Source organism: Jannaschia seosinensis, assembly GCF_001408515.1.
Classification (GTDB): domain Bacteria; phylum Pseudomonadota; class Alphaproteobacteria; order Rhodobacterales; family Rhodobacteraceae; genus Jannaschia; species Jannaschia seosinensis.
Map to the genome: position 1 here is coordinate 1 of NZ_CYPR01000167.1, position 12544 is coordinate 12544.

Below are 12544 nucleotides of genomic sequence, written 5' to 3' on the forward strand. Positions count from 1 at the left end.
CTAGAGCGTGTTGCGACTTTCCCGATTCAGGATTCCCTGTTGGCTTGATCTGTGATTCCCTGCCTGCAGACAGGTGGGAGGGATGAGAATGGGCAGACCACATCCTACGGCACTCCGAGAGCGCGTTGTGGCGTTTGTGGAGGAAGGGAACTCGCACCGCGCAACCGCCGCGCGGTTCCGAGTTTCGGTGAAGTTCGTCAACGACATGGTGATCCTGAAGCGCGAGACGGGCGGGTTGGCCCCGCGCGCCCAAGGCAATGGTGGGGGTCATGGCAAACTGGTTGGCGTGCAGGACTGGATTACCGCGCGGATGGACGCGAAGCCCGATCTGACACTGAACGACCTGGTCGGGGAACTGGCAGATCACCACGGGATCGCCATTCACCGCGTCTCGGTCTGGAGGTTTCTGCGCAGTCTTGGGCTGACACACAAAAAAAGACCTGCAAGCCGTCGAGAAAAAGCGGCCTGAGATCCGGCAGGCGCGCCATATCTGGATCACACGGCGCCAACCGTTCATGCGCAACGCATTGACGCGCATCGGTTTCATCGACGAGACGTCACTGAAGACGAACATGGCCAAGACCACCGGATGGTCCCCGAAAGGCGCACGCCTTGTCGACCATGCACCCTTCGGCCACTGGAACACCCAGACCTTCATCGCAGCCCTGCGCCACGACCGGCTGGATGCGCCCTGGGTGATTGACGGCGCCATGAACCGCGAGCTGTTCGAGCTCTACGTCGAGACCCAACTGGCCCCGACACTGCGACCAGGCGACGTGATCATTCTCGACAACCTGTCATCGCACAAGAGCCCCAAAGCAGCGGCGACCATGAAAGCCGTCGGTGCATGGTTCTTGTTCTTGCCTCCCTACAGCCCGGATCTGAACCCCATCGAGATGGCGTTCGCGAAGCTCAAGGCCCTGATCCGGAGAGCCGCCGCCCGCACCTATGAAGCTCTATGGCAAGCCGTCGGGAAGGTCTGCGATCTCTTCACCGAGGCGGAATGCTACAACTTCTTCAAGGCCGCTGGATATGAAACCGATTAGACGCAACACGCTCTAAATCGAACCAGTCTCAGGAAGGGCAGGGGGCCTGCCCATTATCCTGCGCAAAGACCGCGCCACTCGGCGAGAGCGGCGGTGCGGTTGGTCTTGAAGATGTCTCGGCTGGAGAGGCTGCGTTCCTGGTTGAAGTGGTTCGAGACAGAGGCGTGGACGGCGGCGAACTTCTGCAGACTTCGCATCCGCCGAAAGCGCTGCATGGCCCTCTCGCGTCGTCGGAACGGCAGGTGCGAATTCTCCGCGCGGTTGTTCAGCCACCGACCGGTCTCCTGCCGGTCCGCCATGCCGAGGTCCTTCAGGGCCGCACCGTAGGAGCGAAGCTTGTCCGTCACGAGGACATCTGCTCGCCCGTGCTTCTTCAGTGCTTTTCTGAGGAATTTCAGCGCAGCCTTCTTGTCCCGCGTCTTCGTGACGAAGCTTTCCAGCACTTCGCCCTCATGATCGACCGCCCGCCAGAGGTAGTGCTGCTCGCCGTTGATCTTCACGAACATCTCGTCGAGGTGCCAGCGCCAGCGGCTCGATTTCAGGCCCTCGATGCGTCGCTTGCGGATCTCACCGGCGAACATCGGGCCGAAGCGGTGCCACCAGAAGCGCACCGCCTCGTGGCTGACGTCGACGCCGCGCTCATGGAGCAGATCTTCGACGTTCCGCAGCGACAGCGGGAAGCGGACATACATCATCACCGCCAGCCGGATGATCTCGGAGCTGGTCTTGAAGTATTTGAAGGGGCTGCGCTTGGTCATGCGGGGAGCCTAGCCAGCCGCCCGCTCCGCCTCAAGCGAAGTTCTTCTGACAAGACCCACCGGACCATCCGGCGCAACCCTCGAATGCAGGATGCCGCGGGAGAGACCACCAAGCCAGTTAGTTCCCCGCGCGATCATGGGGTCTAAAGGACTGGGAGCAGGTCGGTATTCATCGTGACAAAGAGGATCGGAACGCCGGAACTGCAAGAGGCGGCAACCATGATTCCCACCGGGGCCAATGGCATGAATGGGTCTGTGCCGCGGTCTGCCGTATCGACGCAGATGCAAAAGGTTTAGCAGCTATCGAGGACGCGATCAGACGGGCCGCGCCCTCTTTCGAGCCGTGCCGGGTCGATTTTGTTGGCCCGATACCATCCATCCGGATCGCTTTTCAGATTCTCGATCATTCTCGGGAGAGCGTCGCTGAGCCGGTGCTTCGGCTCCCAGCCAAGCAGTTCCCGCGCGCGCGAGATGCCGATTGCGTAGTGGTCGTCCGCGATGTCGGCCATCCAAGGCTTGGTGAACGGTTCGCCCCCAAGGACTTCGTCCTCGGCCCAGGCGCCCGTCTTCGCCATGACCTTGGGAATCTGCCATGTCTGCCACGGAGTGCCGCGGATCAGCTCGCCGATGCGGCCTTGCAGGTCGCCGTAGCCGATGGCCGCGGGCTCCCCGAGCAGGATCGCCGTCTCGGGCGGCAGGCCGTCGCGCCGGTCGATGACCCGCTTTACCGCCTCGGCCAGATCCTCCAGATGCAGGAAGGACTGCCCGGTCCGCAGATCGCCCGGGTACATGTGCCCCTTCAGGCGGCCCTCAAAGATGCGCGCGATCTGGTGCGCCAGAAAGGCGTTCTCGCAACGGTTGCTGTAGACGCCGCCGGGGCGCAGGAAAACCGCCTTCAGGTCGCCACGTTCTTCGCGGATCATCTGCTCCGTCCGGATCTTGGACGCGCGGTAGGGCAGCTTGGGATCGAGCGGCCGGTTCTCAGTGATTGTTGTGCCGGGCGACCCCGCTTTGTGGACCAGCATCGTGCTCGAAAACACGAACTGCTCCACGTCCAGGTCGCGCAGGCCGTGCAGCAGGCGGCGGGTGCCCTCCACCGTCACCTCGTCGTACTTCGGATCGTCCTCGCCTGAGAGATCGAAATAGGCGGCGAGGTGGATGACCGAGGCGATCCGCGGCCCCTCGTGGCCGCGCACGTCCCTCAGCGCCTTGCCCACCCCTTCCTCCGAGGTCAGGTCGATCGGAACGAAGCGCGCCCCCTCCGGCACCTCAGTCTCCTTCAGGTCGAGGCCGACGACCCGGTAGTCGCGCGCCAGTTCGCGCATCAGCCGGTGGCCGATGAAGCCGCTGCTTCCGGTTATCAGCACCGTGTCCGCTTGTCTGTTCATCGTGGTTCTCCTGCTTTGCGAGGGCGCGCGCGCCCCGCCTCACAGCGTTTCGCGCAGGGCGCCGCGCAAGGCCGCGGCCGTTGCGCGCTCGGCCACGCTGCCCGGCGCCTCAAGTCCCATGCGCGCCATACAGGCGGCCTCCACCTCGGCATGGGAAGGGGGATCGCCTCGCCCGAGGAGCGCGAGCCGCGCCAGTTCCGACTTCGAGGCGCGGGCGTTCTTGAGCTTGGCCAGCGCAGGGAGCAGCCGGCGCTCGACGCCCTCGAAGTCGGTGCCGAGGGGAAAGGTTGGCAGGTCGAAGGGCTTCAGCCAGTCGCGCAGCGTCTCGGGCAGGTTGTTGCGATGAGCCTGCGGTATCTCAAAGCCATCAGGCAGCTTGCCCGCCTTTTTGGCCTCGGCCATCTGAGCGCCTTGGAAGCGGCTGTCGGCAACGCAGAGCATCGCCGCGACCACTTCGGCATCGCTGCGCCCGCGCAGGTCTGCAATGCCGTACTCGGTCACGACAATGTCGCGCATCTGGCGCGGCACCGTGACGTGCGGATAGGACCAGACAATATTAGACTGGGTTTCACCGTCGCGGGTCCGGGTGGCGGGGATCGCGATGATAGATCGCGCGCCCTCGAGCGCGAGGGCCTGCGCCACGAAATCGGCCTGCCCGCCGACGCCACTGATCACCTGCCCGTCGCCCGTCCCATCCGACACGACCGCACCGAGCAGCGTCGCCATCAGGCCCGAGTTGACGAAGCGCGCGTCGCGGCGCGCGGTGCGCTTGTTGGCCTCCTCGCCAAAGAGCGTGTTAGTGAACGCGACCGGCACCATCGCGATTTTGTCGCGCCGGTCCGCAGGCATATCGCGCAGCCGCGCGTAGAAGTCCCGGCAGCCGACGAAGAACGCGGCATGGATCGCCTTGCCATCGACCTCGCGCTTGATCACGCCGCGCTCGAAGAGCGGCAGCATCGCATCCACAAGCATCTCGGTTACGGCGTAGAGCCCTTCCTCGAACGGACCCGTCATGCGAAAGTCGTCGTGCGGCAGCGGGCAGCGATCCCAAAGCTCCGCGACCTTCCCGTCCTGGCGCAGCAGCAGGGCGTTAGCCACCGCATCGCCGATCGAGCCGATGCCGATTTGGAGGCTTCCCCCGTCCTTCACCAGCCGCGACACGTGCAGCCCGATCGCGTGGTCGGCATCCTTCACGGGGCGCTTGACCACCGAGAAAAGCTCGAAGGCGTTTTCCGGGTCGTCCAGGACAAGATTCGCCTCCTGCATCGGCATGGACGCAGCGCCGCCCATGAACGGAAGCTCGCGGTTCGTCTCGACCGCAAAGACGAAGGGCAGCCGCCCCTCGCGCCGCAGGCGCAGCAAGTCGATGCTCAGGTCCGCATTGCATGAATGGCTGAGCCTGTCGCCCTCCCGCGCCACCAGCTGAAGCACGACGTTCGGCTTGCGCGAGAGCAGGATGCCGAGCGCGTCCGAGAAGTTGACCGAGACGTGATTCTGCTGGGCCTGCGCCTGGCCCTTCCATTGCCCGGCCTGAAAGAAGAACTCGGTCACTTGGATGTTCGCGGGCAGTGTCCCTTCGCGCAAATGCTTGGCGTAGAGCACCTCGGGATAGGCTCCGAACAGCCGGTCGAACGCCGGCCCGAGGAAACGCTGTTCCAGATCGGCTGACGGCTCTGGACGCTCAAGGGTCAGTGCGGTGAAAATTGAAAGCTGGATAGATGGGTCCGCCAAGGCGAGCGCCGTCAACGCGTTGAGCAGCGTCACCGGCTTCCCAAGGCCGAGCGGCGTCGCTACCCGGACGTCGCCGTTCGTGCGTTCGACGATCTCGCGTGCGATCGCCTTCGCGTCCCTGCGGATCTGCGGGTCCTTCTGTGCCACCTCAGCCATCGCGGGACCAGCCCTCGTCTGGCACGAATCGTGGACCGTAGCTTTCGGAAAGCTCCTGTAAGCGGTCACGCACCTCGTCATGCCCGCGCGCGCGGGCATAGTGCATCGGGCCGCCGCGGAAGGGCGCGAAGCCGGTGGCGAAAATCATAGCGCCGTCTACCTCGTCCTCGTCCTCGGCCACGTTCAGGCGGAGGCATTCCATGCAGGCGTCAAGCATGGGCAGGATCAGCCTGTCGGTCAGATCCTCGGAGCCGGCGTCGCCCTCTCCGGGATCGGGCCTGCCATCCGACCAGTCGTAGAAGCCCCGCCCAGCCTTCTTGCCGGTGTGGCCCTCCTCGACCATGTCGCGCATCCAGTCCGGCACCTCCGGCACCGGCTTCTCGAGCTCGTCCTTCAGCCCGTCCGCCACGTCGAGGCAGATATCGAGGCCGACCCAGTCGGCCAGCGTCACCGGTCCCATCGGCATACCAAATCGCAGCGCGGCGCGGTCCACCACCTCTTTTTGGACACCTTCGTCGAGCAGCACCATCGCCTCAAGCAGGTAGGGCGTGAGCATGCGGTTCACGAGGAAGCCGGGATAATCGCGGACCGGCGCCGGCAACTTGTCGATCACGCCGCAGAAGGCGGCAAGCCGCTGCGTGGTGCTGTCGCTCGTGGCCTTCGTGCGTACCACCTCGACGAGCTGCATCTTTGAAACCGGGTTGAAGAAATGCAGCCCGGCAAAGCGCGCTTTGTCCTCCACCGCCTCCGACAGCCGCGCCAGCAGCAGGCTCGAGGTGTTGGTCGCGAGGATCGCGTCTGGCTTCATGTCCTTGCAGATGCCCTTATAGATCTTCGTCTTGAGGTCGGCCTTCTCGGGGACCGCCTCGATCACGAGGTCCGCGCGCCGCACGCCGTAGCCGTTGGGGTCCGGCATCATCCGGTCGAGCGCATCCCGCGTCTCGGCCGCGCCGAGGTGCGCGCCCCCGCATACTCCCTCCGCCGTCTTGACCGCCTTGCCAAGCGCGTCGAGATCAAGGTCCGAGAGGGTTTCCGTCTTGCCCCGCATCGCAGCCCATGCCCCGATCTCGGCCCCCATCTCGCCCGCGCCGACGACATGGACATGTGCGATGCCGTCTTCGCCCTCGGCTCGCTTCTTCAGCGCCCGGCGCAGCCGGAAGACGCGCACGAGGTTCTGACAGGTTTCGGTCGCGACCAGCCGGGCGAAGGACTGCAGTTCCGCCTCCTGCATCGCCGAGCGATCGTCGCCATGTTCCTCCCAGAGGTCGATCAGGGCATGCGGCGCGGGATAATGCGCCTGCGGCGCCTCCTTCTCGGTCTTCGAGCGCATCTGCCGCGCGGCCAGTTTCCGCGTCCGGCTGAACTTGAGCGCACCCGACTTCAGCCCGCCGCGCAGGCCGCCGCCGCGCCGCTCGACCTCGCCATCCGCGCAGGCTCGCGCGGCCGCCGCGACATGCCGCTCTTCGGTGACGACGTCCGCGATCCCGAGGCGGGCGGCCTTCTTCGTATGGGCCTTTTTGCCCGTCAACATGAGCTGCATCGCCTCGACCTGGTCGATCAGCCCGGTCAGCCGATAGGTGCCGCCAAGCCCGGGATGCAGGCCCAACTGAACTTCGGGGAAGCCGAACGCTGCACCCTCGACCGCGATGCGCCAGTCGCAGGCGAGCGCCAGTTCAAACCCCCCGCCAAGCGCCTCGCCATGCACCACCGCGATCGTCGGGCAGGGCAGGTCCCCGAGCCGGTCGAGGATGCGATGCCCCTCGCGAAGCATCTCTTCGATCTCCTCCGGGTCCATGCCGGTAAACTCGTCGATATCGGCCCCCGCAGCGAAGCCCTTGGGCTTCGCAGAGCGGAGCACCAACGCTTCGGGCGGGTTTTGCTCGAGCTGGTCCAATTGCTCGCTCAATTCCAGGAGAACCGCCTTGGAAATCGTGTTGGTGCCGCTGTCGGGCCTGTCGAGCGCCATCCAGACGATGCCGTCCCCGGCCTTCCCTTGGCGCCAGTGCCCCTCCCGCGGCGCGTCCCGTGCCGCGCCGAGTTCAAGCCGCACCTCACCCAGATGTTCGAGAACCGGTCCCGTCATCACACCACCTCCAGAAGCATTGCGCCGCCCTGTCCGCCGCCGATGCATTCGGTGGCGATGCCCCGCCGCTTGCCGAGACGGCGCAGCGCGTTGACCAGGTGCAGGACGATGCGGTTTCCGCTTGTCCCGACCGGATGGCCGAGCGCGATTGCGCCGCCGTCGACGTTCAACCGCCCGCGGTCGATCTCGCCGAAGGCGTCGTCAAGCCCCAGCACCGCGCGGCAGAACTCCGCGTCCTGCCAAGCCGCGCGGCAGGCCAACACCTGCGCCGCGAAGGCCTCGTTGATCTCCCACAGGTCGATGTCCTCGACGCCCAGCCCCTGCCGTCTGGCGATTGGCGCCGCCGCGAGAACCGGGGCAAGCCCCATGACCGAAGGGTCGAGCGCAGCCCACTCGCTGTCGACGATCCGCGCGATCGGCGTCAGCCCGTGCCGTTCCACCGCCTCGCCCGAGGCGACGACGACCCAGGACGCGCCGTCGGTGACCTGCGAGGAGTTGCCGGGCGTGACCTTGCCGTAGGGCTTCTCGAAGGCGGGCTTCAGCTTGGCCAAGCTGTCCATGTCATTGTCGGGGCGTACTCCGTCGTCGCGATCGTAGGCCTCGCCGTCGCGGCTGAACATCGGCTCGATCTCGCCCTTCAGCCAGCCCTCGTCCTGCGCGCGCGCAAGCCGGTGGTGGCTGTCCATGGCGTAGGCGTCGGCGGTCTTTCGATCGATGCCGAAACGATGCGCCAGGACCTCGGCGGTCTGGCCCATGTTGAGTTCGGTGATCGGGTCGGTAAGCCCCCGCTCGAGCCCGATGACCGGCTGAAAGAAGTCGGGGCGCAGGTCCCTCACGTGCTTGGCGCGCTCAACCTGGTTCTCGGCGCGGGCCATCTCGGCATACCACTCAACCGCCTCTTCGCGCAGCACGACGGGCGCATGGCTCAGCGCCTCGGTGCCGCCGGCGAGCACCAGCTCGTGCCGGCCCTCGCGGATGTAGCGGCAGGCTGTGTCGATCGACTGCATCCCCGATCCGCAGTTGATCTGCACGGTGAAGGCCACCTGGTCCTCACCCAGCCCGAGCCGTAGCGCCGCAACGCGGGCGGGGTTCATCTCGTCCGCGATGACATTGACACAACCCAGGATCACGAGGTCGATCATCTCGGCCGTCAGCGGCAGCCGCGCCAGGAGCGGCCTGCCGCATTGCACCGCGAGGTCTACTGGCGTGAAGGGCCCCGGCTTGCCGCGCGCCTTCAAAAAGGGCGTGCGGGCTCCGTCCACGAGAAAAATATCACGACTCATCTGGCACTCCTTGTCGTGCGCCACCGTCGGGGGCGGCGTTTCTGTAGCCAGCCAGCAGTCCGGCCAGTTCCTCTTGGCTGAAATCGTCGACGGCGATGGCGCGCTGCACCGCCGCCATCATCCGACCGTGGTCGTCACTCTCGTCACGCGAAAGAACTCCCGCACGCACGGCCTCGTCCGGTGTCATGCCGAGGGCGCGCAGCTTGGCGGTCGTGCGCTCGGTGGCGACGACGCGCTCGAAGGCCTCGCCGAGCACGCGGATGCCGTCGCGCTCGCAGCCGCCGAACATCCGGCCGACAAGCCTATCGCGAGTCTGGGATGGCGTGTAGAGCACGTCGCTGCACTCCTTCACCAGCGCGTCGTCCGGCCCGCGCGCCGGACGGCCTGGCCGAAGCAGCACCCGCAGGACGGCAGCCGCCCAGCGGTTGGGGAAGTTCGCCAGCACCTCGTCCAGCGCGACGCGGATCTGCGCGAAGGCTCGCTCCGCCGAAAATTGGACCAGCGGGAAGTCTGCCTCGGGCCGCCCGTCGTCCTCCCAGCGCTTCACGGTCGCCGAGAGGAAGTAGAGCTCGGACAACATGTCGCCCATCCGTGCCGAAATCATCTCCTTGCGCTTCAGCCCGCCGCCGAGGAACAGGAACACCGCCTCGCTCGTCAGCGCCAGCGCCGCGGACCAGCGCGTCATCTGCCGGTAAATCGGCGTTGCCCGACCGCAGTCGGGAACTTGCGCGTACCGGCCGTCGGTCCACGCATGTTCCGTCGCGCGGATCAGCGTCCGCGTGGTGTGCGACACATGCTTCCAGAAGTGCTCGTCGAAGCGGGCGAGCGAGAGCCGGTCGCTGCGCTCTTCAAGCGCGAGCATCTCGTCCAGCATGTGCGGATGCGCCCGGATCGCGCCCTGCCCGAAAATGATCAGGTTCCGGGTTACGATGTTCGCGCCCTCCACCGTGATGCCGAGCGGAACACCGCGGTGGAGCGGAAGAAGATAGTTGCTCGGTCCGTCGATCACGGCCTTGCCCGAGTGGATGTCCATCGCGTCATCGAGCGCCTCGCGCATCCGGTAGGTAGAGTGCGCCTTCATGATGCCCGAAATCACGGCGAGCGCGCGCCCCTCGTCGAGCCCCGCGCAGGTCAGCCGTCGCGCGCTATCAAGCGCGTAGGCGTTCGCGGCCAGCGGGCCGAGCCGCGCCTGTATCCCCTCCATCTTGCCGATGGGGGTGCCGAACTGCTGCCGGATGCGCGCGTAGGCCCCCGAGGTATGCGCCGCGAGCGCGACTCCGGCACTGGACATCGACGGCAGCGAGATACCCCGCCCCGCGGCCAGCGCGCTCATCAGCATCATCCAGCCGTGGCCCGCGCACTCGCGCCCGCCGATGATGTTGTCGAGCGGGATGAATACGTCGCGCCCCGTGGTCGGTCCGTTCTGGAACATGATTTGCGAGGGGATGTGGCGCCGGCCGGTCTCGACGCCGTCGAGATGCGTGGGCACCAGCGCGCAAGTGATGCCGATCTCCTCCTCCTCGCCGATCAGCCCGTCCGGGTCGTAGAGCTTGAACGCGAGGCCGAGCACTGTGCAGACAGGCGCGAGGGTGATGTAGCGCTTGGACCAGTTCAGGCGGATGCCGAGAACCTCCTCGCCCTCCCACTCGCCCTTGCAGACCACGCCGCTGTCAACCATTGAGGCCGCGTCCGACCCCGCCTCCTCGCTGGTGAGGGCGAAGGCCGGAATCTCGCGCCCGTCGGCCAGCCGCGGCAGCCAGTAATCCTTCTGCGCCTCCGTCCCGAACTGAAGCAGAAGCTCACCCGGCCCGAGGGAATTGGGTACCATCACCGTAATCGCCGCCACGAGCGAGCGGCCGGCGATGTACCGAACGACCTCGGAATGGGCGAAGGCCGAGAACTCGAGGCCGCCCCGCGACTTCGGAATGATCAGCCCAAAGAACTTCTCGTCCTTCATATACTGCCAGACCTCGGGCGGGAGGTCGCCGTCGAGGCGGTTGATCCTCCAGTCGTCGAGCATGCCGCAGAGCGTCTCGCAGGGGCCATCGAGAAAGTCCCGCTCGGCGTCCGAGAGCCGGGGCTTCGCGACCGCCAGAAGCTTGTTCCAGTCCGGATCTCCTGACAGCAGGTCGGCGTCCCACCAAGTCTGTCCGGCCTCGAGCGCCTCGCGCTCGGTCGCGGACAGGCTCGGCAGCGCGCCCCTTGCCCAGCCATGGATGGGCCGGGTCACGACGTCCTGGCGGAACCGGTCCCAGTCGCCTGCCGCCATCGCAGTTTCGCCCCGGCGCGATCCGGTCATGCGGCGCTGCACCAAGACTGCTCCAACCCCGACGCCAAGCGCGGCAATGCCGAAAAGCAATCTGCGGGAATTTCTGGGGGATCGATCGCTCATCTGTCCTCCATCGTGCCGCCCGTCATGCGTGACGGGTGGAGCGCGGTCCGAGTGATGCGGAAGCCGGGCCTCCTCTCTGTGCGAGGCCGCCAGGGATCACGGACATCGCGGCACTCCCACGACGCCCCAACGCTGGTTAGCTCGGCCTTGAACTCCCTCAACCGAGAGTCGCGCAGAATGTTCCAGTCATCCGCTCCACTCGAAAGCCGAAAGACTTTGAGCGGACCCCCAAGGCTCCGAAGGGTGGTGTCATTTGTGGACGGCTCCGGTTTTGCAAGGGTTTTGTCGAGTGACGTGGATCGAAGCAGGTTGCGGTCATTTGTCCGGCCTGTGCGCGCGGTGCATGTGACCGCTGGCCCTGATGAAGTCCGCTTGCCGGGTCCCAATCAGACCACCGAGCTGTGACGCCCTGACAGTACCTCGGGGTGTCCCGGCAGCGGTCTTGCTTGATCATCATCACTCACTTTTGCCCTTGCATCTCATCGCGGCGCCCTTGGAGCGCCGCCTGTCTCTTTGTTGTTCAAATTGCCGGTGCGGCCTTGTAATTCTCTTCCTTTGCCAGCAACGCCCAAGCCGTACGAGCGGTCTTGTTGGCGATCGCTACGGTCACGAGCCGTGTGGGTTTGCGTTCGAGCAGGGATCTGACCCAGGCTCCGGTTCGGGTGTCGGTCGTTCCGGCTCGCCTTGTCACCGAGGTGGCGCCGACGACCAGCAATCGGCGCAGGTAACCGTTGCCCATCTTCGAGACCCGTCCGAGCCGATCCTTGCCGCCAGACGAGTTCTGTCGTGGAACGAGCCCAAGCCAGGCCGCGAACTGCCGACCCGATTTGAAGACAGTGGGATCGGGCACGCTGGCCGCAATCGCAGTCGCGGTGAGGATGCCCACACCAGGGATCGTCTCGAGCCGCTGGCTTGCTTGGTTCTGCCGGTGCCACGCCATGAGCTGGCGTTCGATCTTGACGATCTCCTCGGCCAGGGTCTCGAGCTGCGCGGCCAGCGACAGAAGCGCCGACCGGGCGAGCGCCGGCAGGTCCAGCCCGTCGTCGGGGTCGCTCAGGCGCCGGACGAGCTCGACAACCTTCCGTGGTCCCTGCGCGGTGATCGTCCCGAACTCCGCCAGATGTGCCCGGATTGCATTCAGGATCATCGTGCGCTGCCGCATCAGCAGGTCGCGCGACCGGTGCAGCATCAGGACCGCCTGCTGATCGTGGGTCTTCACAGGAACAAAGCGCATGTTCGGTCGTGTCACCGCCTCGCAGATCGCTTCGGCGTCGGCAGCATCATTCTTTTGCCGCTTCACGTAGGGCTTCACATAGGTGGGCGGGATCAGCCGCACGTCATGGCCGAGGGCCGCGATCTCCCGGGCCCAGTAGTGGGAGCTCGCACAGGCCTCCATCCCGATCAGGCAGGGTTCCAGCTTGCCGAGAAAGTNGAGCACCGCCCCGCGGCGCAACTTCTTCTGCAGGACAACGGTGCCGCGGTCATCAACCCCGTGAAGCTGAAAGACGGACTTGGCCAGGTCGATCCCAAGTGTTGTAATCTCCATGTGGTCGGTTCCTTCCTTTGTTGGCTGTCATACAGCGCCAGCATGGCACAATGCGATGCCGTCGGGGTGGAGCCGTCCACACCATCAGACCAATTCGAACCAGTCTCAGGAAGGGCAGGGGGCCTGGCCATTATCCGGCGCAAAGACCGCGCCACTCGGCG

8 protein-coding genes are annotated in these 12544 nt (G+C 65.8%); 1 reads left to right on the forward strand and 7 read right to left on the reverse strand.

Going from position 1 to position 12544, the window contains the following annotated elements:
• Window positions 1–88: 88 nt before the first annotated feature.
• Window positions 89–1046 (forward strand): IS630 family transposase gene (locus JSE7799_RS19930; RefSeq protein WP_222101706.1). Its coding sequence is split into 2 segments (ribosomal slippage): window positions 89–430 and window positions 432–1046, totalling 957 coding nucleotides; the frame shifts between segments, so codons are not numbered across the junction.
• A 53-nt stretch (window positions 1047–1099) separates the two neighbouring features.
• Here JSE7799_RS19930 and JSE7799_RS12815 read toward each other — a convergent pair.
• From JSE7799_RS12815 to JSE7799_RS12845, 7 genes are all read right to left on the reverse strand, one after another.
• Window positions 1100–1804 (reverse strand): IS6 family transposase, encoded by a 705-nt coding sequence (locus tag JSE7799_RS12815; RefSeq protein ID WP_055663975.1) that lies wholly within the window; start codon window positions 1802–1804, stop codon window positions 1100–1102.
• Between the two features lie 293 nt (window positions 1805–2097).
• Window positions 2098–3192: an NAD-dependent epimerase/dehydratase family protein gene (locus JSE7799_RS12820; protein ID WP_055663976.1), complete on the reverse strand. Its 1095-nt coding sequence runs from the start codon at window positions 3190–3192 to the stop codon at window positions 2098–2100.
• A gap of 39 nt (window positions 3193–3231) precedes the next feature.
• Window positions 3232–5079, reverse strand: a complete 1848-nt coding sequence (locus JSE7799_RS12825) for an acetyl-CoA hydrolase/transferase C-terminal domain-containing protein (protein ID WP_055663977.1) — start codon at window positions 5077–5079, stop codon at window positions 3232–3234.
• On the reverse strand, window positions 5072–7162 hold the full coding sequence (locus JSE7799_RS12830; RefSeq protein ID WP_055663978.1) for a 3-hydroxyacyl-CoA dehydrogenase NAD-binding domain-containing protein: 2091 nt from the start codon (window positions 7160–7162) through the stop codon (window positions 5072–5074). The genes JSE7799_RS12825 and JSE7799_RS12830 overlap by 8 nt, the downstream gene beginning before the upstream one ends.
• Entirely contained in the window at window positions 7162–8445 is a 1284-nt protein-coding gene (locus tag JSE7799_RS12835; protein ID WP_055663979.1) for an acetyl-CoA C-acetyltransferase, read from the reverse strand. Before JSE7799_RS12835 ends, JSE7799_RS12830 begins: the two co-directional genes overlap by 1 nt.
• On the reverse strand, window positions 8435–10744 hold the full coding sequence (locus JSE7799_RS12840) for an acyl-CoA dehydrogenase (RefSeq protein WP_245624882.1): 2310 nt from the start codon (window positions 10742–10744) through the stop codon (window positions 8435–8437). The genes JSE7799_RS12835 and JSE7799_RS12840 overlap by 11 nt, the downstream gene beginning before the upstream one ends.
• Before the next feature lie 613 nt (window positions 10745–11357).
• Window positions 11358–12383 carry an IS110 family RNA-guided transposase gene (locus JSE7799_RS12845; protein WP_055663980.1) on the reverse strand — a complete coding sequence of 342 codons (1026 nt, stop codon included), beginning with the start codon at window positions 12381–12383 and terminating at the stop codon, window positions 11358–11360.
• Between the last annotated feature and the right edge of the window lie 161 nt (window positions 12384–12544).

Coding starts and splice junctions, on each gene's coding strand:
- JSE7799_RS12835 (WP_055663979.1), bottom strand. CDS start 8,445: ATGAGTCGTGATATTTTTCTCGTGGACGGAGCCCGCACGCCCTTTTTG.
- JSE7799_RS12830 (WP_055663978.1), bottom strand. CDS start 7,162: ATGACGGGACCGGTTCTCGAACATCTGGGTGAGGTGCGGCTTGAACTC.
- JSE7799_RS12840 (WP_245624882.1), bottom strand. CDS start 10,744: ATGACCGGATCGCGCCGGGGCGAAACTGCGATGGCGGCAGGCGACTGG.
- JSE7799_RS12815 (WP_055663975.1), bottom strand. CDS start 1,804: ATGACCAAGCGCAGCCCCTTCAAATACTTCAAGACCAGCTCCGAGATC.
- JSE7799_RS12825 (WP_055663977.1), bottom strand. CDS start 5,079: ATGGCTGAGGTGGCACAGAAGGACCCGCAGATCCGCAGGGACGCGAAG.
- JSE7799_RS12820 (WP_055663976.1), bottom strand. CDS start 3,192: ATGAACAGACAAGCGGACACGGTGCTGATAACCGGAAGCAGCGGCTTC.